The following is a 23229-nucleotide window of genomic DNA, read 5'->3' as shown; positions in this document are numbered from 1 at the left end:
CTATCACGCATCGTATACCTGTAGAGACCAATCCTACTGTGCATGTCTGATAGACAGAGCCGTCGACGGTTTCTCGGTGCAAGCGGCGCAGTAGCCCTCACCACAATCGCAGGCTGTCTCGGTGGCGACGAAGACTCTGCGGATGGAAACGCCGACGAGGGGGGAATGGAGAACGGCGACGAGGAAACTGCAAACGGCGAGGAGAGCGGCGACGAGGAAACGGCAAACGGCGAGGAGAACGGCGACGACGAAGAAGTGGAGAACGGCGAGGATGACGTTCCGATGGTCGCTGAGGTCCCGACGGAGATCGACGATTACCTCCAGGATGCTCCGAACTACGACGGGGGAATGGTTGACGCGACGGGTCAGGATCAGGTAACGATTGCGCTGACGGCCGAGAGCGTGTTCGAACCGCCGGCAGTTCGTGTCGATTCGGGAACCACGATCCAGTGGCTCTGGCAGGGTGGTGCACACAACGTCGTCTCCGATGCGGCTTCCGCCGCTGAGTTCAAAAGCGGGAGCGTCGTCCTCGAAGAGGGCGAAACCTTCGAGCAGTCCTTCGACGACGGGATCCAGCGATACTACTGTGAACCCCACGTCGATCTGGGAATGCTCGGCGCAGTCGACGTCGTCGCGCCAGACCAGTAAGTCGACCGAGTGACCGGCCGCGATACTGACGGACGGGCGATTTTTTGCTGGCCGCGAGGAGAGCAACGCCGTGAGATACTAAACCCCCCCTGACGAAGTGATTCTGTGGCACCTTCACACGTTCTCGTTCCGCTCGATGGCTCACCGCTCGCCGACGAGGCGCTCGAATACGCGCTCGAGACGTTCGACTGCCCGATCACGGTCGTAAACGTCGTTCTGCCGTTCGATGCACCGATGAGCGAGGGCGGCCTGCTCGGCGCTGACGACCAGCGCCTCGACGCCGCTCGCGAGTATGCCGAGAGCGTGATCACACTGGCCGGAGAACGGGCCGCCGAGGCGGACCGCCCAGTCGAGGTCATCATCGAGACGGGAGATCCAGCCGATGCGATCCTTCAGATGGTAGAAGAGCAGGATATCGATCACATCGTCATGGGCGGTCACAGCGACGAGACGAACCGGGTCGCACGACGACTGCTCGGGACGGTTGCGACCGCAGTCGTCGGGGAATCGCCGGTTCCGGTGACGGTCGTGAAGTGATCAGCTCATTCCTAACACCGTCGAGAGGAGCCGATACAGCCCGAAGCCGATGACGATCGACGTCGAAAGCGTAATCAGCCAGAACGCGACCGTGACACCGATCTTTCTGCGAGAGACCCCAGCAGAGCCAGCGGCGAGGCCGCCGCCGATCACGCCGGAGATGATGATGTTATTAAATGAGATGGGAACGCCGAGCGCGATAGCGATCTGTGCGATGACGAAACCGGGGACGAGTGCGGCAATCGAGCGACGTGCGCCGAGTTGGGCGTACTCGCGTGAGGTCGCCTGGAGCAGGCGAGGTGCGCCCATCCACGCGCCGGCGATGATCCCGGTGGCACCGACCGAGAGCAGGACGATACTCGGAAGCCCGAGTTCGGTCCCGAACAGGTTTTCCAGCGGCCCGGTCGCCAGTCCGACCTGACTTCCGCCGCTGGAGAAGGCGACGACGCCGCCGAGCAACAGCAGGAACGTTCTGATCCCCTGTTCTGCGGAATCGAGCGTTCGTCGACGAATGTACGCGAACCCGGCGACTGCGAACCCGATCGTCGCCAGGATCACGACGATGTCGGTACCCAGTACCGACGGTTCGCCGGCGGTCCGTGAGAAAAATTCTGCGACGGAACTCTGTTCGACGTCGGGCGGCGACGGGATCACACCGAGCCGGATATTTGCAAGGATCCCGCCGACTATCCCGGCGAGCAGTGGCACCCCGATCGCATCCGGGATGTCGTCCCGACGGAGCAGTTTCGCGGTGAGATACGCCATGCCGCCGGAGGTCGGCGGCACCAGTAGCCAGAAGATGATTAGCTCCCGGTAGGTCGCGGTCGCCGGATCGCCGCCCAGCGAGAGGCCGACGCCGACCATCGCGCCAGTGGTGGCGAAGGCGGCGGGCACCGGGTAGCCCGAGTAGACGCCGAAGATCATGAACGACGCCGCCGTCATGAGCCCTGAAATCGCCGCGAGAGCAGTGATCGGAGCGTTCAGGATCAGGTTCGCACCGACCGTCTCGGAGATCGCACCGCCCTGTGTCAGCGCCCCTAACGCCGCGAGGATACCGATCAGAAACGCTGCACGCATCGTCGAAATGGCGTTCGCGCCGATAGCCGGGGCGAAGGGTGGAGAGTTGCTGTTCGCGCCCAGTGCCCACGCCATGAACAGACAGGTCAGTGTCCCCAGACCGACGAGAGCCCAGAAAGCGATCGACACGTCAGCGCCACCCCTGCAGACAGCGCAGAGTCAGTTCGGTTGGCTGCCGTCCGCAAAGAAAGGCGCTAACAGCGTTCATATCATGGAGATCTATCGCCGGAGCCGTTAATAGTTGAGGGGGTACCGGAGAATCCTCTGGGACTTCGATCAGAAACCCCGAATGGTGACAAACCGAATCCCTTTCCAACCCCCACAGCATCTGAGGTGGTAATGACACATCGGATCGCGGTGATCCCGGGCGACGGAATCGGACAGGAAGTGACGCCGGCCGCAGTCGAGGTCCTCGAAGCGCTCGACGTCTCGTTCGAGTTTGTGGACGGCGAGGCGGGCGACGCGACGAAAGCCAGGACCGGCGAGGCGCTCCCGGTAGAGACCCGCGAACTGGCTGCCAGTGCTGACGCGACGCTGTTCGGCGCGGCCGGCGAGACGGCCGCCGACGTGATCCTCCCGCTACGGGACGTCGTCGACTCCTTTGCGAACATTCGACCGGCCGTCTCCTACCCCGGTCTCGACGCCGTCCAACCGGAGACCGACCTCGTCTTCGTCCGCGAGAACACCGAGGGCGTCTACACGGGCATCGAGAGCGAGATCGCCGACGGCGTGACGACGCTCACCCGCGTCATCACCGAAGAGGCCTCCCGCGACATCGCGGAGTTCGGCTTCGATTACGCCGAAGAGAACGAGTACGATGTGACAATCGCCCACAAGGCGAACGTCATGCGCAAGACGGACGGACTCTTCCTCGACGCCGCCGAAGCCGTCGCCGAAGAACGTGGCGCGGAGTACGACACCGCGCTGATGGACGCGCTGGCGATGCATCTGATCACCCATCCCGAGGACTACGGCGTTATCATCTGCCCGAACCTGGCGGGCGACATGCTCTCCGACCTGGCGGCGGGACTGGTCGGCGGCCTCGGCCTGCTCCCGAGCGCGAACGTCGGCGCGGAAAACGCCCTCTTCGAACCGGTTCACGGCTCCGCCCCTGACATCGCGGGCGAGGGCATCGCCAACCCGACGGCGATGATCCTCTCGGCAGCGATGCTACTCGACCATCTCGGTCACGGCGACGAGGCAGACCGCGTCCGAGCGGCTACAGAGGCCGTGCTCGAGGAGGGGCCCCGAACGCCGGATCTCGGCGGGTCGGCGTCGACCCAGGACGTCACCGGAGCCATCGTCGACCGTCTCTGAATCAGCCGGTTCGGTTCGCGGCTTCCGACGGGGAAACTGCGGCTTCATTTTTACACTCGACGAGGACGTACGAGGAGACATGCCCAGCGATACACGCACCCTCGGCCTGCTCGGGCGGACGGTACTCGCGTTGCTCGCGCTGTTCGTCGTGTTCGTCGTCGTCACGGCAGTCATCTCGGTGGCGCTCAGTATCGTCTGGACCGTCCTCGCGGTGGTCGTTCCAGTCGTCGTGTTTGCGCTCATCGCGTACGCCGCGGTGACGATGTACGGGAGCGGTGGTGAAGAAGCGAACAAGGGCCGACGCTCGTCGATATCGCCGGAGGAACGGCTCAAAGAGCGCTACGTGGAGGGCGAAATCGACGAAGCGGAGTACGAGCGTCGCCTCGAACGGTATCTCGATCCGGTCGATGTAGAGTCGCTGGACGACGAGTCACGGTCCAGAGAGTACGAGATGGAGTGAGAGCCCCCCGCCGATTAAGCGCGTCCGACTCGAAGAGACACATATGCCTGAAGTCGAACTCGAAGAAGAGACACTGGAGCGTCTCGACGATCTCAAAATCGAGGACGAGTCCTACGACGAGTTGATCAACGAACTGATCAACATCTACGAGGTCGAGGAGTTGACCCTGTTCAAAAGCGGGTAATCAAGGAGGTGGTAGCTACCCCATCAGGTAGCGTAGCCATGAGTTGTTCTGTACGAACTCGGTCTGTTCGAGGCGACCGTCCAGCCCCAGGGTCCGGCCCGCACCGAACGCGCCGAGACCGAACAGCAACAACATGTAGACAAAGGAGCTATCGCTGGGGAGAGCCACCGTGCGCTATTCGGCTCCGCGCGCTGCCGCACTACAGGCGGTCTCCCACTGATGCTTGGATTCGAGGTGGGACTGTAGCCGTTCGGCGTACTCGTCGGCGAGAGCCTCCGCCGCGTCAAGCCGTTCCTGATCCCCGCCGCCACCGCCGTCCATTCCGAACAGCCCTTTGAGCGCGCTGACGATACCGCCACCGCTCTCCGAGGAGCCACTCGGTGCGCCGCCCATCGCCCCCATCTGACTGCGGACGTCGTCCAGTGCTGGCATCACCTGCGGAACGTTGTCAGTGTTCGCTACGACGCGGGCGTTTTCCGGGTCTTCGGGGTTCTCGATTTCGAGTTCGACCGCGGTCATGATCATCCCCCACTCCTGGCTAGAGAACTCCGAGGCCTGCACTCGCTCGGAGAACTCCTGATCGACTTTCATGCGTGCGCCGACGATTCTGTCGGTCCAGTCGCTGTTGCTCATACCGGTACTACGACTGACGGTCCTATTACATCTGCGGAAAAAGCGGAACTGGTGGCTTAGCTGTGGAGCGTCACGTCGGCGTGGAGACTGTCCTTGAGCGCGTCGTGGACTTTGCACAGCTCGAACGCGCGTTCCGTGATCTGGTCGGCCGTCTCGTCGTCGAGGTCGGTCTCGGTGGTGACGTCGAACGAGATGGAATCCAGTTTGTCGTCGTCATTCAGTTCGCCGGTAACCGCAATCTCGATCTCGCCGAGGTCGCCGCCACCGCGCTGTTCGGAGCCGACGCGAAGCGCCGGGACGAAACACGCGCTGTAGGCGGCAAGCAGGGATTCGAGCGTGTCGGGGGCGTCCTCGCCGGTCGCATCGACGGTCGTCTCGAACTCTCGGATCTTGTTGTGTGTCGAAAAACCCTCTGTGGAGGTGCTGTGTACTTCTTTGGCCATAGCACCTCCCTCTTCAACCCCCGTCGATGTAAGGGTTGTTCCACCGGAAAATTCAGAGTGGACCGGGCGGGAGTTCGAAGGTTTCGTCGCCGTCGAGGATGTGGACCTCGGCTTCACTCCCGGTCGCCTTCACTTCGCGCTCGAACTGCTCGACGTCGATCTCGATCGGCGGGAAGGTGTCGTAATGCATCGGGAACGCGTGATCGACATCTAGCCAATCGACCGCAATCGCCGCCTGCATCGGCCCCATCGTGAAGTGATCGCCCGCCGGGACGGCCGCCGCGTCCGGTTCGAGATACGGCGCGATCACCTCGCGCATCTCGGTCATCAGGCCCGTGTCGCCGGCGTGGTAGAACGTCGTGCTCTCCTCGTCGGAGATCTGAGTCGGCTTGGTGTCGCTGATCACGTAGCCTACCGGCGTCCCACCCGCGTTCTCGTAGGCCGTGTCCAGTCCGTTCGTGTGATCGGCGCGATGCATCGTGATGTAGGCGTCGCCGAGTTCGACCGTCCCGCCGATGTTCATCCCGATGGTGTCCTTGACACCGTACTGGTCGGCGACGTAGCCTGTCACCTCCGGCGTCCCGACCGCCGTGACGTTGGCATACTGGCCGATGTGGGCGATGTGGTCCGCGTGGCCGTGCGTGAGGAGCACGTAATCCGGCGTCTCGATCTCCGAGGGATCGTGGTCCGTGTGGGGGTTGTCAAAGAACGGATCCATCAACAGATCGGTGTCTCCAACCGTTACACGCCAGGTCGAATGACCGTGCCAGGTGAGTTCCATGGTACATCAAAAGCTACTCCTCTCACTCACTTAGTGATACCTGACAGCATGGGGCCACACGTCGTCGTGCCCCTGTTCGGTCCCGAGTGGGACGTGCTCGCCTGGGAGACGGGACCCCCGCGGAGATGCGTCTCACAGGGAGTCCGTTTTCTGTCTGCCGACCCAACGACACCCATGCTCACGCTACAACTGGACGACTTCATGCTTGAACTCAAAGACGGTGCGATCAAGAACGTCGGGGCGTCGAACAAGAGCGCCACCGCAAAACTGTACGACGTCGAAAGTGCCGAAGCCAGGGAGTTCGGCGACGAGCGCGTCAAACTCGTCTTCGAGGACGAAGACGGTAGCGAGATACAGGTCGCACTCTTTCCCGAGGACATTCGATCGATCGCCGACGATATCGAGCAACTCGAGGCCAACAGCCCCCTCTTCGAGTAGCAGATTCGACCGTACACTGTCGACCACAGCGAGAGAGTTTCGACAACAGTTTTAGGACGGGGCTATTCAAACCGATTAAATGAGCAACTGTATCATCTGTGGCAAGCCCGTGGACGGGCTAGTCTGCAGTACGCACGAGGAGGACGTAGCATTCGAGTTCCGCGGTAGCTCCCCGGATCAGCTAACACCGAACCGCTACTACAAAGGCACCGTCGACGGCTTCGCCGAGTTCGGCGTCTTCGTCAACATCGGTGACAGCGTCACCGGCCTTCTCCACCGCAGCGAACTCGACCAGCGCCTCGACAGTCTCGACTGGGACGCTGGCGATGAGATGTACGTCAAAGTAAAATCTATTCGCGATAACGGCGACGTCGACCTGGGCTGGTCGATCCGACAGGAGGACCGCGATTTCCGGGGTCGACTCATCGACGCGCCGAGCGGCGACAAGATGTACGAGGACGAGTCGGGAAACGATTATAAGTCGTCGGCAGCGGCCGGCGACGATACCCTAGCGACGCCCGAGCAGACCGACACTGCCGAATCGACCGACACGCCCGAGGAGAGCAGGACTACGGACGGCGGTGGCAGTCAGCCCGAACCGACCACCGCCGACGAGTCCGAGACGGCTGTCGTCGAAGAAACGGTCGAAGAATCTGTCGAAGAAACTGTTGAAGAAACGGTCGAGGAAACAGTCGAAGAGACTGTCGAAGAAACAGTTGAAGAAACGGTCGAGGAAACTGTCGAAGAGACTGTCGAAGAAACGGTCGAAGAAACAGTCAAAGAAACGGTCGATGAGGAGGGCGAAGCAGTCGAGGACGAACCGATCGAACGCTCCGAGATCGGAACGCTCGGCGAGCGTGTCGGCGACCGCGTCCGGATCGAGGGCGAAGTCGCAAGCGTCCGACAGACGAGCGGACCGACTATATTCGAGCTTCGCGACGAGACAGGGACTGTCGAGTGTGCTGCCTTCGAGGAGGCGGGCGTTCGTGCCTACCCCGACATCGAGGCCGAGGACTTCGTCCGACTCGATGGCGAGGCCGAACTGCGCCGCGACGAACTGCAGGTCGAGACCGAGGCCGTCATGCGGCTGTCCGGCGGCGAGCGCGCCGTCGTCGAGGAACGGCTCCGCGCCGCGCTCTCGGAAGCCGCTCGGCCCGACGAGATCGACTTGCTAGCTGATAACGACGCCGTCGCCGAGGTCGAAGGTGGCATCGAGGCGGCCAGTACGGCGATCCGCCGAGCGATCATGGTCGGCCGACCGATCGTGGTCCGACACAGCGCGACCGCAGACGGCTACGCGGCCGGCGCGGCCATCGAACGCGCCGCCCTACCGCTGATCCGTGACGAGCACGACCGGCAGGACGCGGTCTACAACTACTTCAACCGACGACCGCTCGAAGGCCATATCTACGACATGGAGGCGGCGACCAACGACGTGACGAACATGCTGGAAGCCCGTGACCGACACGGCGAACAGCTACCCCTCGTCGTGCTCGCCGACGTCGGCAGCACGAAAGAGTCGACTGATGGCTACGAACTGCTGGACGTCTACGACGTCGAGCGAGTCGTCGTCGACACGCACGCGCCTGACGAGGACGTCACCGATGCCGTCGACACGTTCGTCTCCACCGAGGGCGTCACGACGCCCGCGCTCGCGGCGAACGTCGCCGCCGCCGTCAACCCGGACGTTCGCGAGGACTTAGAGCACGTCCCGGCAATCGGCTACTGGGAGGCCGCTCCCGAGGCGTACGTCAATCTCGCCGCCGAGGCCGGCTACGACGCCGACTCCGTGCAGGAACTCCGCGAGGCAATCGCGCTCGAAGCCTACTACCAGACCTACCGCGACAAACGCGAACTGATCATCGACCTGCTGTTCGAGCAGGCCGAGGGGCTGGCGAGCCACATTAGCGAACAGTTCCGGACGAAACTCGAGACCGAAATCGAGACCGCAGAGCGGAACCTGACGACTCGAGAGGCCGACGGCGTCCATTTCGCCGTCCTCGACACCGACGCCTACACCCACCAGTACGACTTCCCGACGACGACGCTGCTCGTCGACGCGCTCCACCGCCGAGAGAGCGAAGAACTCGGAACGCCGCTGGTCACGCTGGGTGTCGACGACGACGAGATCCACGTCCGAAGCTCCGAGGATCTCGACGTCCGCGAGATCGCAGCGCAGGCCGCCGAGCGAGCCGACAACGCCGCCGTCACCGCTGTTGGCGGCCGCGACGGTCACATCGAGTTCCTCGCGGGCGCCCGCGACGAGGTGCTCGAAGCGGCCATCGCCTCGATCGCGAGCGAGCTGTAGAGACCCACAGTCGATACTCTTATTCGCTGCAAGTCGCTCTGATCCAGTAATGAGTACCGAGTCGGACGCCACGGAAAGCGAGGCGTTCGAGAACGCCTGTTCGGAGCTGGTCGATCGGATCCTCGCCGGGGACGTAGAGCGAGATGACCTGGAGAGCGCAAAGCTCGACGTCTGTTCGGAGTTCTCCTCGCCGAAGGTGCCCAAACACACCGAGTTGCTGGACTACGCACCCCAGGAGCGACGCGAAGAGCTAGAAGCCGTCCTCCAGCGGAAACCGGTCAGGACGGCCTCGGGCGTCTCGCCGATTGCGATCATGACCAGCCCCCACAACTGCCCGCACGGGCAGTGTCTGTACTGCCCCGGCGGCCCGGGATCGGAGTTCACGAGTTCACAGAGCTACACGGGGCACGAACCGGCCGCCGCTCGCGGCGAGCAGAACGATTACGACCCCTACGGGCAAGTGACGCTCCGACTGCATCAGCTTCGAGAGATCGGTCACCCCGTCGACAAGGCCGAGTTGATCGTGATGGGTGGGACGATGACCGCCCGGAGCCACGACTATCAGGAGTGGTTCGTCAAACGCGCGCTACAGGCGATGAACGACTACGACCTGGAAAGCGAGCCCTCGCCTGCCGAGGAGGAAAGCTTCGCGCCCGATCCGGAGGAGACGGAGTTCGAGTATCTCGAAGACGTCATCGCGGAAAACGAGACGAACGAGATCAGAAACATCGGAACGACGTTCGAGACGAAACCCGACTGGTGTGATCCCGAACAGATCGACCGGATGCTCGACCTCGGGGGGACGAAGGTCGAAGTCGGCGTCCAGACCACCTTCGAGCGGATCAACCGCGAGATGCATCGCGGCCACGGCGCGCAGGCCTCTATCGACGCCAACCGACGGCTTCGGGACGCCGCGTTCAAAGTCGGCTTCCACATGATGCCCGGCCAGCCCGGGATGTCCCACGAGATGTGCATCGAGGACTTCCGCCGCCTCTTCGAGGACGAGGAATGGAAGCCGGACTACCTGAAGATCTATCCGACGCTGATCGTCCGGGGCACCCAGACCTACGATATGTGGCACGAGGGCGAGTACGACCCCCTGACGAACGAGGAGGCTGCCGAAATCGTCGCCGAGATCAAGTCGATGATCCCCCGCTACACGCGGCTTCAGCGCGTCCAGCGAGATATTCCTGCGGACTTCATCGACGCCGGCGTCTGGAAGTCGAACCTCCGCCAGCTAGCCTGGAAACGCATGGAAGAACACGGCTGGGAGTGCGAGTGTATCCGCTGTCGCGAGGCCGGGATGAACGACGAAACGCCAGAGAACGTCGAACTCGACGTGATGACCTACGAGGCGGGGGGCGGGACGGAACACTTCATCAGTTTCGAGGACTTCGAGAAGGACCTGCTGATCGGCTTCTGTCGGCTTCGGTTCCCGAACAACCCTGTTAGACGCGAACTAGAGGACGCCGCGCTGGTCCGGGAGCTACACGTCTACGGTAGCGAGGCCGCAATCGGACAGGACGCCGCAGGGGACCAGCACCAGCACAAGGGCTACGGTCGCCGTCTGATCGAGGAGGCTGAAGGGCTCGCCGCCGACGCGGGCTACGGGAAAGTCAGCATCATCAGCGGCATCGGTGCCCGCGAGTACTACCGCGAAAAACTCGACTACTACCAGGACGGGCCGTACGTGAGCAAGCGACTGTAGCGAGCGAAAATCTCGTGAGTGTAGCGAACGAGATCCGTGGAAGACGAGCAACGCGAGTCTTCCGAGCGAGCAGTTTTTGGCCGAGATTTTTCGAGGAAGGGTGGCGAGCGGAGCGTAGCCACCCGACGATGAAAAAGGTCGTAGTGACGGGCCGTACGTGAGCAAGCGCCGCTGAGTCGCGACTCCGCCAGCCCTCCGGAAGCACTGTTGACAGCTCCGCCAGCTATCATGACGGTTTTTATCCAGCCCCGCATAGCCTAACGCATGAAGGACGGACCGGAAGAACGGCTCCGGCAAAACGCCGTCGAGGTGACGTCGATGCTGGTCACGGGTCTCTGGCTTGCGTTGCTGTTCGTCGGGCCAGGGAACTGGTGGCTGGGGGTGATGCTGTTCGGCTACATCGTGGTGGTTCCGATCGTTGCCCTCCTCTACGGCGACGACGACGATATCGACGAGTGGCTCGACGACTACGATCCGGTCGAGTCGACCGAGAGTGATAGCGAGGAGGTACAGGACGCGCTGGAGACCCTGCGAGACCGGTACGCCCGCGGCGAACTCACCGACGAGCAGTTCGAGCGAAAACTCGACCGACTGCTGGAGACGGAGACGCTCGAAGACGTCGAAGACAGACAGCGCAGACAGGAGCGAGACATCGAGTTCGAGCAGTAAGCGGTCACACTGCGAGCGCCACGTCGACGACCAGCATCACGCCGACCCCGACCGCCGCCGCAAGGGGTTCCGGGAGTGCACCCAAGCCTGTGGTCGCCCCCGCAGCGAGCGCGATGAGTCCGACATCGAAAGCCGCTACAGTGGATCACTCCGGCGGTCGACGCTCCACTGACCGGACCATCGCGGTATCGGGCTCGTCGGTCGGCGACGACGTTCGATGGGCCTCATGATCTGTACAGCGACGGACTCGTCGATATGTCGTCTCGACGGTCCGGTCCACTGGCAGGTGCCGGTATCATGATAGGTCTTGGTGCGGAAGTTCTTACTGCAATCGCTAGGTGATCTCGAATGGAACTCTGGCTCCGACGGGCGCTCAGGACGGTTGGTGCGATCTTCGTACTCGTACTCGTTACTTCGATACTGTATCACACCGTCATGGTCGCCGTCGAGGGGCGAGAGCCGCTCTTCGCACACAGTCTGCAGGTAATCATCGAGACGTTCACCGGGACGGGCTACGGTTCGGACTCGCCGTGGGACACGACGATGGGGAACGTCTTCGTCTCCGCTGTCGATCTCTCGACCTTCCTGCTCCTGTTTATCGTCGTTCCCTACGTCTTCCGGCCGGTGCTCGAAGAGGCGCTGGGACCGGACGCCCCGACGGCGACCGAGGCGTCGGACCACGTGGTCGTCTGTGGCCTCGAACAGCAAAGCGATCGCTTAGTCGAGCAGTTCGAGACACGGGACGTCGAGTACGTCGTCGTCGCGACGACCGAATCCGAGGCGCTGTCGCTGCAGGAGGACGGCATCTCGGTAGTCCACGGCGATCCGACTTCCGTGGATACGCTCCGATGCGCAGGCCTCGACCGCGCGTCCGCAGTCGTCGTCGATACGATCGACGAACGGACCGCGAGCGTCATTCTCGCCGCGAGGGAACTCGACGAGTCGGTCCGGATTATCGCGCTGGTTGCCGATCTCGAGTTCGAGCAGCATCTGACCTACGCTGGTGCCGACGAGGTGCTGACTCCACGAGACCTGCTCGGGCGACGTCTCGCAGAGCGGGTCCTGACCGAACTGATCCCAGGGCGAAGCGACTCGATCTCGCTGGGAGAGGAGTACTCGCTGGTCGAACTGAGCGTTACCGAGGAAAGTCGAGTCTGTGGCTGTACTGTCGAAGAAATCGAGGCGATGGAGGAGCCTTCGCTGACGGTCGTGGGGGTGTGGCAGGACGGCGAGTTCGTCGATTCGCCGCCCGACGACTGTCTCGTCGACGAGGGCACGGTAGCACTCGTCGCGGGGTACGACGACGACCTCGACACCATAGAGACGGAGCCACGTGGGATCGAGGGCGGGGCCATCATCGCGGGGAACGGAATCGTCGGATCGACGGTCAGAGCGGCGCTCGAATCGGCCGGAGTCGAGTGTACGACGATCGATCTCCAGCCAGCCGACGCGGTCGACGTGGTCGGTGACGCGACCGACGAATCGACGCTCCGGGCAGCCAACATCGAGACCACATCGGCGTTCATCGTCGCGATCGGTGACGACGATCAGGCGATCCTCACGGTTCTCGTTGCCAACGAACAGAACGCGGAGATGGATACGATCGCACGGGCAACCCACGCGGAAAACTCCTCGAAGCTCCGCCGCGCCGGGGCGGACTACGTCCTCTCGCTTCCCGAGATCAGCGGCCGGATCCTCGTCCGTGAGGTGTTACATGAAGAGATCCTCTCGTACGATCGACAGCTTGAGGTCGTTCGGATCTCGGGCTCAGAGATCTCCGGACAGCGGATGGCCGGCACCAGTATCCCTGCGCTGGACTACATCGTCGTCGCCGTCGAGCGGGACGACGAACTCCTCACGGACATCTCGCCGTCGTTCGAGTTCCGGGACGACGACGACCTGCTCGTGGTCGGCGACGACGGGGCGATCGCCACCATCGAGGGCGAATGAGGCGAGCCAGATGTTCGATGACGCGTCGTACCGGCGCTGGCCGTATCGGGAGCGGCCGACAGGGGCCACCGTAGCGACACGCATTTTTGCGCCCGGACGGACCTATCGGTATGGATCAAAAGCAGGAGCTGACGAGCGTCGACCTCGCAGCCCTCGTCTCCGAGTTCGGAGCGTACGAGGGGGCGAAAGTCGACAAAGCCTACCTCTACGGCGACGATTTTCTCCGGCTGAAGATGCGGGACTTCGACCGCGGCCGCATCGAGTTGCTGGTCGAAATCGGCGACGTCAAACGGGCCCACCTCGCGAAGCCCGAACACGTGCCCGACGCGCCGGGGCGGCCGCCGAACTTCGCGATGATGCTCCGGAACCGGCTCAGCGGAGCCGATTTTGCCGGTGTCGAGCAGTACGAGTTCGACCGAATCCTGGAGTTCACCTTCGAGCGCGGCGACGAGAACACGACAATCGTCACCGAACTGTTCGGGCCCGGCAACATCGCAGTGATCGACTCGAACCGTGAGGTCGTCGACTGTCTGGACACCGTCCGCCTGAAATCGCGGACGGTAGCCCCTGGCGCACAGTACGAGTTCCCGGACTCGCGGATCAATCCGCTGACGATGTCCTACGACGCGTTCGTCGCGATGATGGAGGATTCGGACACCGACGTCGTCCGGACGCTCGCGACGCAACTGAACTTCGGCGGACTCTACGCCGAGGAGCTATGTACCCGCGCCGGCGTCGAGAAGACGATCGACATCAGCGAGGCCGACGACGACGAGTACGAACCGCTGTTCGCCGCTATCGACGAACTCGCGATCGAACTCCGGACCGGCGGACTGAACCCGCGAGTGTACTACGAGGACACAGAGGACGGCGAGAGCAGGCGGCGCGTCGACGTGACGCCGGTCCCCCTCGAGGAGTACAGCCACCTCGAAAGCGAGGCCTTCGACACGTTCAACGCGGCCGTCGACGATTACTTCTACGAACTCGATCTGACCGAAGACGAGGAGAACGCGGGCGGCACCCAGCGGCCCGACTTCGAGAACGAGATCGAGAAACAGAAACGGATCATCGAACAGCAGGAGGGGGCGATCGAGGGGTTCGAGCAGGACGCCGAAGCCGAGCGTGAGAAAGCCGAGTTGCTGTACGCACACTACGATCTGGTCGACGAGGTGCTCTCGACGATCCAGTCCGCGCGCGAGGAGGAGGTCCCGTGGGACGAGATCGAGGAGACGTTCGCCCAGGGCGCAGAGCAAGGGATCGAGGAGGCCGAAGCGGTACAGCGGATCGACGCCGACGAGGGGTTCGTCACCGTCGATGTCGACGGGACCGATGTGCGACTCGACGCGAGCGAAGGGGTAGAGCACAATGCGGATCGGCTCTACCGCGAGGCAAAGCGCATCAAGGGGAAAAAAGAGGGCGCGCTCGCCGCCATCGAGGACACCCGCGAGGCGCTCGAAGACGCCAAACAGCGCCGCGACGAGTGGGAGCGCAAGGAGCAGCAGGACGACGAGGAAGAAGAGACGGAACCGGGCGACCGCGACTGGCTCTCCGAGCCCTCGATCCCCGTCCGTAGTTCGGAGCAGTGGTACGAGCGGTTCCGCTGGTTCCACACGAGCGACGACTTCCTCGTGATCGGCGGGCGCAACGCCGACCAGAACGAGGAACTGGTCAAGAAGTATCTCGACAAAGGGGATCGCTTCTTCCACGCCCAGGCCCACGGTGGCCCAGTGACGATTCTCAAGGCCACCGATCCGAGCGAAGCGGCACGTGACGTCAGCCTTCCCGAGTCCAGCGAGCGCGAGGCCGCGCAGTTCGCCGTCTCGTACTCGTCGGTCTGGAAGGACGGGCGCTTTTCGGGCGACGTCTACGCCGTCGATCACGATCAGGTCTCGAAGACCCCCGAGAGCGGCGAGTTCCTGGAGAAAGGTGGCTTCGCGATCCGCGGGGATCGGGAGTACTTCCGGGACGTCGGGATCGGTGCCTGCGTCGGCATCACCTGCGAGCCATCGACGCGCGTGATCGGCGGCCCGCCGTCAGCGATCCGTGAGCACGCCGAGACGACCATCGAGGTCGAGCCGGGGCGATACGCACAGGGCGACGTGGCAAAGCGGATCTACCGGCAGTTCCGCGAGCGCTTCGAGGACACCTCGTTCGTCAGAAAAGTAGCCAGTCCCGACCTCATCCAGCATTTCCTGCCCCCGGGCGGGAGCCGAATCATCGAGGACTGATCCGCGCCAGAGTCACTGGTTTGGGTGGGTCGGAATCCGGACGCAGACTGTCGTCCCAGCCTCGCTCACGTCGAAGTCGAGTTCGCCGCCGAGGACGGCGACCAGCCAGCGAACGAGCCAGAGGCCAAGCCCGCTTCCGTGATAGAGTTGGGATTCGCCATCGGTTTCGAGCGCTTCGATCTCGTAGTCGGGGATTCCGGGACCGTCGTCGGAGACGACGAACTCGACATCCTCGTCGGTCCTGACCGCGATCTCGACGTGTGGCTTCGCCGAGTCGTTGTGCTCGATTGCGTTCTCGAGGAGGTTTTCCAGCGCGACTTCCAGTTGTTCGCGGTACGTGGCTATCGTGGCCTCGGACTCTATCGTCGTCACTATCGTGGCCGACGGGTATCGCCGATCGACTCGCTCGCCGAGCCGTTCGACAAGGTCATCGACGGATAGCCGCTCGACTGCACAGTCGTCCGTCTTCAGATGGCGCTCGACCGAGTGGGCTTTCCGGCTGAGGTCGACGATCCCCTCCACCAGCGACTCTATCTCGTCGATCTGCTCTCGGCGGTGCTCCCGGTCCTCGACGTCGACTAGCTGACTGACGTGGCCCTCCACGACCGAAAGCTCGTTTCTGAGGTTGTGCCGGAGGAGGCGGTTCAGCACCGTAATCCGCTGTTCGCGCCGCTGTTTCCGGGAGACGTCTCGGTAGACGATGGCGTACCCCATCACGTCGCCGGTCGGTCCCTCCACCGACGACTTGCTCGTCCGGAGCGTCCGCCCGCGAAGTTCGATGATCGCCGGCACGTCAGTCGGGCCGTCGGCTCCCGTATCGTGGACACACTCCAGCGGTTCGCCGAGACAGTTTGGCCGGTTGCAGTTCAGTAGCTGGCACGCGCTTTCGTTGGTCTGTAACACCGTGCCGTTCGTAGAGACGATAACGACACCCTCGTCGAGTTGTTGAAGCGCTCTGTCCTCGCCGATCCGGCGGGTCGCCGGGACGAACTCGAACAGGTGGTGTCTGGCCGCCGCGTACGTCACAGCGATGCTCATACAGCCGAACCCGAGTGGCAACAGGGGCATCGCAGGATACGGTTCGAGCTGTAATACGTCGATCCCGGCGACCACGTACGGCGAGACCGATCCCAGCAACAGCGCGAGCGCCTGCTCGGAGAACAGTTGATCGTACTCCGAAAGCGACCGGTGGAGGAAGACGAGTCCGATCGGCGAGAGCGAGAACAGTGCGAGCAGTTGGAAGACGCCGACGGCGTTCGATTCCGTCGTGACGACCGGGACCTCGCCGGACAGGTCGACGAGTACCTCCGAGTAGACGAGGCCATGGTACGGCCCAGTGATGTCGACGAGGACTAACAACGCGAGCAGTACTGCGACTGCGACGCGGCCGCGACGAGCCAGCAACTCTTCCCGACCGGTGTACGTGAGGACGAACAGGAACCAGGCCGCGACAGAGAGCGTCCCGAGCGCGAGTTGAAGATGTTCGAATAGTATGAGTACATCGGGCGAGCGGACCATTGTCGCCGTGAGAACGTACGTCGTCGAGTACACCCCGACAAGGACGTTCATCGCTGTGAGATAGAGGGCACCAGGAATCGTCCGATTCCGGAACGTGTACGCGGCCAGCGCAAAGGCTGAGAGCACCACGATGACGAGGATCCATACCCAGGCCGGAACGGCGACTAATTCCTGCATTGCCGAGGATCTGTGCTATCGTTAGTTCGATGATAGTTTAGTGTGCCGATTGTGGCGATTCTGCAGTCACGAATAACAGTTCACTTATCGTCGGAACGCCCACGTTCGGGTATGAGAATTCAGGATCGCCATCGGGTCGAGGGGGGCCGCGAGCGGATGACGCTCGTCCCCGAGAGCCTCGACGACCTCTGGCATCTCCAGTACGTGCTGGAGCCGGGCGACCTCGTCGGCGGCGACACGACGCGTCGGATCCAGCGCAACGACGATCAGATGCGTGACACCGGCGGCGAGCGCGAGCACATGTACGTCACTATCCGCGTCGAGGAGGTCGAGTTCCACAAGTTCTCCAACCGGCTTCGCGTGGCTGGGACCATCGAGGACTGTTCCCGGGAGGACCAACTCGGTCTGCATCACACGCTCAACGTCGAAGAGCGCGACGAAATCACCGTCGAGAAGCGATTCAAGCCCGATCAGGAAGAACGGCTACAGGAAGCGGTCGAGGCGACCGAAAACCCGGATGTAGCCATCGCGACCGTCGAGGAAGGGCAAGCGCACATCCACACCGTCGAGCAGTACGGCACCGAGGAGTACGCCCGTTTCACCGGAACGACCGGCAAGGGCGAGTTCTCGCGGTCGCGCGAGGAACTGTTCGCCGAACTGACCGACGCGCTCTCCCGGCTTGACGTCGACGCCATCATCCTCGCCGGGCCGGGGTTCACGAAGAAAGACGCCCTCTCGTACATCGAGGAGGAAGCGCCCGAAATCACCGACCAGATCACGATGGTCGACACGAGCGGTGTCGGCGACCGGGGCGTCCACGAGGTGCTCAAACGCGGTGCCGTCGAGGACGTCCAGGCGGAGACCCGCATCGCCGAGGAGGCCGAACTCATCGACGAACTGACCAAGCGGATTGCGAGCGGTGCGAAGGCCTCCTACGGCCCCGAGAACGTCGCGGAGGCGACGGAGTTCGGCGCAGTCGAGACACTGCTGATCCTCGACAACCGACTCAGAACCGAACGCAGTGGCGAGGGCGAGTGGGATATCGACGCCGACGAGGTGATCACGCAGGTCGAACAGCAAGGCGGCGACGTAGTGGTCTTCTCCGGGGAGTTCGACCCCGGCCAGCAGCTATCGAATCTGGGCGGCATTGCCGCGCTCCTTCGGTACCGTCTGGAGTGAGCGACAGCGAGAATCCCCTGACCGCCTTGCCGTAGCCGACACACAGCAACAGGGGGTTTATTGCGAATTGCCCGGATACGTTACGAGAGAATGAACGTTCCGGGTGAGGAATGGATCCAGTACGGCGGACTCGCTATTGCAGTGCTCGGATTCACGATCACCCGACTGTTCGTCGCCGAAACCGTCCAGACCGATACGGCGACGATGTTTCTCGTCGTCGGCCTGCTTCCGTTACTGATCGGACTGGGCATGGCCGTCTACGGTGTCACGCTGGCCGTCGGTACGTTCTCGACTGGCTACGTCAACACCGTGATGCGCTGGAGTTTCGCCGGGACCGGGACGATGCTGTTCGTGTTCGGACTGACCGCCGTCGACGAACTGCTCCGAACCGGAGGACTCCGCTTTTTTGCTGACTCACGGATCCTGGTCGGCAACGTACTGTTGGGCGGTGCCGTCGGTGGCATGCTGATCGGCCATCGCGTCGCCGAGAACCGACAGCAGCGCCGGGCAATCGACCGGCAGTCGAATCGTGCGCTGTTCGTCAATCGACTCCTCAGACACGAGGTGATCAACGCCGCGACGATCATCGACGGTTACGCAGGGATGCGCTCGGACGAAGGAGGGTCCGAGGCAACGGCGGCGATCCGGGAATCGGTCGGCAGGATCGAGGACACCGTCGACGAAATCGGGACGATCGCTCAGGATGCGACCGGATCAAAGCCCGGACGGATCGACGTCACGACCGTTCTGGAACGCGAGATCGAGACGTTCGAGCACGACCGATCGTCGAGAGTCGAGTTCGACTGTCACGCCGACGACATGGCGGTCGCCGGCGAGGGACTCCACCTCATCTTCCGGGAACTCCTCAAGAACGCCCACGACCACGGGACGGGATCCTCGGTCGGCGTCGACGTCGACATCGAAGGCCCCGAACTCTGTATCGCGGTACGGAACGATGGCCCGGAGCTACCGGCCACACAGCGGGCGCTCCTCGAAGACGGCGTGTTCCCGGAGTACGACGATCCGACGGCCGGGTTCGGCCTGCAGGTCGTCAGGCTACTCGTCGACCGGTACGGCGGTCGGATATCCGTCGCGGATAGCGAGGCGACTACGATCACGGTTCGGCTTCCACGCGACGAGGCCGACCGGGGACTGGCGGCCGCGCTCGGCGTGACGTTTCCGAACCTCTACCGGGCGGGTGCCGCCGGTATCGTCGCCGGGGGCGCGATGGGCATCGTCTACTCGGTCGCAACCGGCCTCTTCCCGGTGATCGGCGCGCTGTACGGCGTCGAGATACCGGTCATCGGCTGGGTCACACACCTGTTCCACAGCGTCGTCTTCGCGCTCCTGTTTGCGGTCGGTTGTTCGCGGCTTGCGGGGCGTGATTCGCCGAGCAAGACGGTGACAGCGACGGCCCTTGGCGCTGGGTGGGGGATCATCCTCTGGCTTGTCGCCGCCGGGGTCGCCATGCCGCTCTGGCTTCGTCTCGTCGGCATCGAGGCAACGGTCCCGAACCTCACCGTCATCGGCTTTGTGGGCCATCTTGTCTGGGGCGTCACGCTGGGCCTCGCGTACGTCCTGTTCCAGCGAGTGGGGCGGTCGTCGGTCTGAAACGTTCACTCGCAAATTGGATGTCTCGATCCCCTCTGGAACGGAGCGCCGTGACCGCTGACTACCCGGCTGACTGAACCGATAGGGCCGTCCGCTGTGCATCCCAGTCGCACGGCCACGGACCGTATTTATTCTCCGTCGTCGTGGATGGCATATGGCAGAGTTCGACGTCATCGTAATCGGCGGGGGGACAGGCAACAACGTGGCTGCGGCCGCGGCGGAGGCCGGACTGCAGACGGCGCTCGTCGAACCGGGACCGCTCGGCGGGACCTGTCTCAACCGCGGCTGTAACCCCTCGAAGATGCTCATTCAGGCCGCAAACGCGGTCAACGACGTCAGAGACGCCGGGAAGTTCCACGTCGACGCGTCACTCCAGGATGTCGACCACGCGGCCGTCGTCGACGAGATGGACGACCTGCTGGGCGGCCTCGCCGAGGACATGGCGGACCGATACCGGGAAAAAGAGAACCTGACGATGTTCGACGAGTACACCGAGTTTGTCGACGACCGGACGATCCAACTGGATGGCGAGGAGGTTACGGGCGAGAAAGTCGTCGTCGCGGCGGGAAGCCGTCCGATCGTTCCACCGATCGATGGCCTCGACGACATCGACTACCTCACCAGCCAGGACGCGCTCTACCTCCGGGAGACCCCGGAGAGTCTGGTGGTACTCGGCGGGGGATACATCGCAGTCGAACTGGGCTACTTCTTCGAGTCGATGGGCACCGACGTAACGATCATCGAGATGATGGACTCGCTGCTCCCGCGCGAGGACAGCGAGATCGCCGAGACGTTCACCGATATCGCGGCCGAGCGTCACGAAGTCCACACCGGTCACCGCGTGACGGCCGTCGAGGACGTCGACGGTCGGTATGCCGTTCACGCGGAGACCGAAGACGCGGCAGAGCTAACTGTCGAGAGCGACGAGGTGCTGGTCGCGCTCGGCCGGCGACCGAACAGCGACTCTATCGGTCTCGACCAGACGGGGATCGAAACCGACGACAACGGGTTCATCCGGGTCGACGAACACATGGCGACGACAGCCGAGAACGTCTGGGCGCAGGGTGACGTCGCTGACAACTCGATGTTCAAACACTCGGGCGATTACGAGACGCATCACACGGTGGCGAACGTCGTCCACGAGGAGAAACAGCCGATCGATCTCTCGGCGATGCCCCACACCATCTTCACTGAGCCACAGATCGCTGGCGTTGGGGCGACCGAAGACGAACTCGAATCCGAGGACGTCGAGTACGTCGTCGGACGGGCCGAGTACGCCGACTCGGCGATGGGCCGGGCCAAGAAACTCGACGACGGCTTCCTGAAAGTGCTCGCATCGCCGGACGGCGATATCCTTGGCAGTCACGCGCTGGGCTACGAGGCGTCCTCACTACTCCACGAGGCCGTCGTTGCGATGCGAACCGGCGCGACGGTCGAGGACATCGCAAACACGATTCACGCGCATCCGACGCTGAGCAAGGTCGTCGAGGCCGCGTTCCGGGACGTGTCGGCCTGACCTGCTATTTCGACTGGCGAAACTCCATGGCCCGTTGCTTGCCGAGGTCCATCAACTCCTGAATGAACGACGGGGTTCGGTCGACCTTCGTCGAGCAGTGGTACGCCTTCCCCATCGAGATGCGGTGAACATCGACCTTCGAGAAGTTACTCTCTGGGAGATGCCCCGCTTCGATCCACTCGTTGACGCGTTCGACGGCTCGTAGCTCCTGGTTCAGCGAGATGTTGCCCGAGAGTTCGTTCCGTCGGTCGGCGATCTCTTCGAGCGTCTGTGGCTCGCCATCGCGTTCCTGCGGGTTGATCTGGATGACCCACAGTTCGTCCGGCTTTCGGTCCACGTCGAGGCTCAGGAGGTCGTCGATCGGCGGGTTCTGCGAGAACAGGCCGTCCCAGTGATAATGATCGTGTATTTCGACGGCCTCGAAGAGGTCCGGAACGGCGGCGGAAGCCAGCACCGCTTCCGGGGTCACGTCCTCGTTGGTGAACGTCTCGAAGATACCTTCGTTGACGTTGACGGTTCCGACGACGAGTTCGGGCGAGTCACGCCCGCAGAGGTCGGGCACCGAATCGAAGTCGATGTGGCGTTCGAGAGTCCCCCGGATCTCGTCTTTGCCCAGTTCCGAACCGGGGATGTCGTAGGGGCTAGCCTCGACCACCGGAACCCCCAGACTCCGGAGGCGCGAGAAGCCGACGACGAGGCCGTTCAGCCACCGATCCGAGGAGTCCGACGCCGACAGGTCATCCCAGATAGCGTCGAGGAGTTCGATCGCCCGGTCCTCGTCCGCCGTCACCATGCCGTACCACGTCGCGAGGGCGTTGAACGCGCCGCCGGAGGTGCCGCTGATCCCGACGAGTTCATAGCCGTCCTCCCAGTTCGCGAGCAGTTCCTTGAGCACACCGGCAGTAAACGCGGTGTGGCTCCCCCCGCCCTGACAGGCAATAGCGATTTTTGTCGGCTCCGTCTCACTCATAGGTCGTCGTATACCCGCCGTCCCAGAGCATATCGCCGCCGTTCAGATGGTTTCCGTGTCGCGAAAAGCCAAAGACGAAGAGGTTCGCTACCTCTGCAGGAGTCATCATCTCCTTGGTCCGGGCCTGTCCGAGCATCACGTCCTCGACGACTTCTCGTTCGGAGATGCCGCGCTCGGCCGCAGTGTCCTCGATCTGATCGACCATCAGCGGCGTCAGCACGTAGCCCACCGAGACCGAAAAGCCGCGGAGAGTCCCCTCGCCTTCGGCTGCGATCGATCTCGTGAGCCCCTGCAGGCCGTGTTTGGCCGTGATGTACGCCGCTTTGTCCTGGGTCGCGTAGTGGCCGTGAACCGAGGACATGTTGCCGATCGCACCCACGCCGTCCGCGTTCGCCCGGATGTGTGGCATGGCGAGTTTCGAGACGAAAAACGGTGCCCGGAGCATGATATCGAGCAGGAGGTCGTACTGCTCCATCGAGAACTCCGGGATCGAGGCGATATGTTGCATCCCCGCGATGTTGGCGACGTATCGGAGATCGCCGTGATCGGCCGCCGTCTCCACCATCGCCTCGACCTCGGTCTCGTCAGTGAGATCCGTTTCGACTGGGACTATCTCGCCGCCTACATCGACCTTGGCCGCAATATCGGCCGTCTCCTTCAGTCCCGACTCGTCGATGTCGGCCCCGACGACGGTGAGGTCGTTCGCCGCCAGCGTGACCGCCGTTGCCTGTCCGATTCCCGACGCGGCACCCGTTACGATAGCGACGGTGTCGCCCGTGAAATGGTCGTCTTCGAGAACGAGCAGGTCATCAGCTGTCAGTTCCGGTTCCGTGAGGTCGAAGTCACTGTTTGCCATGGACTATGACCAATACACTGC

Annotated in this window: 22 protein-coding genes; 14 read left to right on the top strand and 8 right to left on the bottom strand. The window is 63.1% G+C overall.

Annotated features, from left to right (window positions below):
* The first annotated feature begins 42 nt into the window (after positions 1 to 42).
* On the top strand, positions 43 to 648 hold the full coding sequence (locus ACFQL3_RS05945; protein WP_377052312.1) for a halocyanin domain-containing protein: 606 nt from the start codon (positions 43 to 45) through the stop codon (positions 646 to 648).
* A 105-nt stretch (positions 649 to 753) separates the two neighbouring features.
* A complete protein-coding gene (locus ACFQL3_RS05940) occupies positions 754 to 1185 on the top strand; it encodes a universal stress protein (protein WP_377052310.1) in 432 nt (143 codons plus the stop codon).
* Here the strand turns inward: ACFQL3_RS05940 and ACFQL3_RS05935 are convergent, their stop codons facing one another.
* Complete coding sequence (locus ACFQL3_RS05935) at positions 1186 to 2337, bottom strand: inorganic phosphate transporter (RefSeq protein WP_377057028.1); 1152 nt, start codon at positions 2335 to 2337, stop codon at positions 1186 to 1188.
* Between the two features lie 264 nt (positions 2338 to 2601).
* Between ACFQL3_RS05935 and ACFQL3_RS05930 the strand changes: the two genes are divergently transcribed.
* The 3 genes from ACFQL3_RS05930 (at position 2602) to ACFQL3_RS05920 (ending at position 4223) form a co-directional block, all read left to right on the top strand.
* Positions 2602 to 3579: an isocitrate/isopropylmalate family dehydrogenase gene (locus tag ACFQL3_RS05930; RefSeq protein ID WP_377052308.1), complete on the top strand. Its 978-nt coding sequence runs from the start codon at positions 2602 to 2604 to the stop codon at positions 3577 to 3579.
* Between the two features lie 79 nt (positions 3580 to 3658).
* Positions 3659 to 4039, top strand: a complete 381-nt coding sequence (locus ACFQL3_RS05925) for an SHOCT domain-containing protein (RefSeq protein ID WP_377052306.1) — start codon at positions 3659 to 3661, stop codon at positions 4037 to 4039.
* Between the two features lie 43 nt (positions 4040 to 4082).
* The gene (locus ACFQL3_RS05920; protein WP_377052304.1) at positions 4083 to 4223 is read left to right on the top strand and encodes a DUF7557 family protein; all 141 of its coding nucleotides are present in this window, start codon (positions 4083 to 4085) and stop codon (positions 4221 to 4223) included.
* A gap of 15 nt (positions 4224 to 4238) precedes the next feature.
* Here ACFQL3_RS05920 and ACFQL3_RS05915 read toward each other — a convergent pair whose 3' ends face one another.
* The 4 genes from ACFQL3_RS05915 to ACFQL3_RS05900 are packed head-to-tail and all read right to left on the bottom strand — an operon-like array spanning position 4239 to position 6080.
* Positions 4239 to 4391 (bottom strand): hypothetical protein, encoded by a 153-nt coding sequence (locus tag ACFQL3_RS05915; RefSeq protein ID WP_377057143.1) that lies wholly within the window; start codon positions 4389 to 4391, stop codon positions 4239 to 4241.
* A 6-nt stretch (positions 4392 to 4397) separates the two neighbouring features.
* On the bottom strand, positions 4398 to 4856 hold the full coding sequence (locus ACFQL3_RS05910; protein WP_377052302.1) for a DUF5799 family protein: 459 nt from the start codon (positions 4854 to 4856) through the stop codon (positions 4398 to 4400).
* Positions 4857 to 4912: 56 nt separating this feature from the next.
* On the bottom strand, positions 4913 to 5299 hold the full coding sequence (locus ACFQL3_RS05905; RefSeq protein ID WP_377052300.1) for an OsmC family protein: 387 nt from the start codon (positions 5297 to 5299) through the stop codon (positions 4913 to 4915).
* Positions 5300 to 5351: 52 nt separating this feature from the next.
* Positions 5352 to 6080: a metal-dependent hydrolase gene (locus ACFQL3_RS05900; protein ID WP_377052298.1), complete on the bottom strand. Its 729-nt coding sequence runs from the start codon at positions 6078 to 6080 to the stop codon at positions 5352 to 5354.
* A 174-nt stretch (positions 6081 to 6254) separates the two neighbouring features.
* Between ACFQL3_RS05900 and ACFQL3_RS05895 the strand changes: the two genes are divergently transcribed.
* The 6 genes from ACFQL3_RS05895 to rqcH all read left to right on the top strand — a co-directional run bounded on the left by ACFQL3_RS05895 (position 6255) and on the right by rqcH (position 15381).
* Positions 6255 to 6518, top strand: a complete 264-nt coding sequence (locus ACFQL3_RS05895; protein ID WP_377057026.1) for a hypothetical protein — start codon at positions 6255 to 6257, stop codon at positions 6516 to 6518.
* A gap of 79 nt (positions 6519 to 6597) precedes the next feature.
* Positions 6598 to 8826 carry a DHH family phosphoesterase gene (locus tag ACFQL3_RS05890; RefSeq protein ID WP_377052296.1) on the top strand — a complete coding sequence of 743 codons (2229 nt, stop codon included), beginning with the start codon at positions 6598 to 6600 and terminating at the stop codon, positions 8824 to 8826.
* Between the two features lie 49 nt (positions 8827 to 8875).
* Positions 8876 to 10534: a tRNA uridine(34) 5-carboxymethylaminomethyl modification radical SAM/GNAT enzyme Elp3 gene (locus ACFQL3_RS05885; protein WP_377052294.1), complete on the top strand. Its 1659-nt coding sequence runs from the start codon at positions 8876 to 8878 to the stop codon at positions 10532 to 10534.
* A gap of 264 nt (positions 10535 to 10798) precedes the next feature.
* A complete protein-coding gene (locus ACFQL3_RS05880; protein WP_377052292.1) occupies positions 10799 to 11203 on the top strand; it encodes an SHOCT domain-containing protein in 405 nt (134 codons plus the stop codon).
* A gap of 348 nt (positions 11204 to 11551) precedes the next feature.
* Complete coding sequence (locus tag ACFQL3_RS05875; RefSeq protein WP_377052290.1) at positions 11552 to 13153, top strand: potassium channel family protein; 1602 nt, start codon at positions 11552 to 11554, stop codon at positions 13151 to 13153.
* Between the two features lie 110 nt (positions 13154 to 13263).
* The gene (gene rqcH, locus ACFQL3_RS05870; RefSeq protein ID WP_377052288.1) at positions 13264 to 15381 is read left to right on the top strand and encodes a ribosome rescue protein RqcH; all 2118 of its coding nucleotides are present in this window, start codon (positions 13264 to 13266) and stop codon (positions 15379 to 15381) included.
* A 12-nt stretch (positions 15382 to 15393) separates the two neighbouring features.
* On the opposite strand, the gene ACFQL3_RS05865 is transcribed toward rqcH, so the two are convergent.
* Complete coding sequence (locus ACFQL3_RS05865) at positions 15394 to 17076, bottom strand: histidine kinase N-terminal 7TM domain-containing protein (RefSeq protein ID WP_377052286.1); 1683 nt, start codon at positions 17074 to 17076, stop codon at positions 15394 to 15396.
* A 111-nt stretch (positions 17077 to 17187) separates the two neighbouring features.
* Here ACFQL3_RS05865 and ACFQL3_RS05860 point away from each other — a divergent pair, with 111 nt between their 5' ends.
* From ACFQL3_RS05860 to ACFQL3_RS05850, 3 genes are all read left to right on the top strand, one after another.
* Positions 17188 to 18255 carry an mRNA surveillance protein pelota gene (locus tag ACFQL3_RS05860; protein ID WP_377052284.1) on the top strand — a complete coding sequence of 356 codons (1068 nt, stop codon included), beginning with the start codon at positions 17188 to 17190 and terminating at the stop codon, positions 18253 to 18255.
* 90 nt (positions 18256 to 18345) lie between these two features.
* On the top strand, positions 18346 to 19866 hold the full coding sequence (locus ACFQL3_RS05855) for an ATP-binding protein (RefSeq protein ID WP_377052282.1): 1521 nt from the start codon (positions 18346 to 18348) through the stop codon (positions 19864 to 19866).
* Positions 19867 to 20020: 154 nt separating this feature from the next.
* Positions 20021 to 21382, top strand: coding sequence for a dihydrolipoyl dehydrogenase (locus tag ACFQL3_RS05850; protein WP_377052280.1), 1362 nt, complete (start codon positions 20021 to 20023; stop codon positions 21380 to 21382).
* A gap of 4 nt (positions 21383 to 21386) precedes the next feature.
* Here ACFQL3_RS05850 and ACFQL3_RS05845 read toward each other — a convergent pair whose 3' ends face one another.
* Positions 21387 to 22352, bottom strand: a complete 966-nt coding sequence (locus ACFQL3_RS05845; RefSeq protein WP_377052278.1) for a patatin-like phospholipase family protein — start codon at positions 22350 to 22352, stop codon at positions 21387 to 21389.
* On the bottom strand, positions 22345 to 23208 hold the full coding sequence (locus ACFQL3_RS05840; protein WP_377052276.1) for an SDR family oxidoreductase: 864 nt from the start codon (positions 23206 to 23208) through the stop codon (positions 22345 to 22347). Before ACFQL3_RS05840 ends, ACFQL3_RS05845 begins: the two co-directional genes overlap by 8 nt.
* Positions 23209 to 23229: the final 21 nt, after the last annotated feature.

The organism is Natronoarchaeum sp. GCM10025321 (genome assembly GCF_042663585.1).
In the GTDB taxonomy this organism is placed as follows: domain Archaea; phylum Halobacteriota; class Halobacteria; order Halobacteriales; family Natronoarchaeaceae; genus Natranaeroarchaeum.
This window is presented reverse-complemented; position numbering and strand designations above follow the sequence as displayed.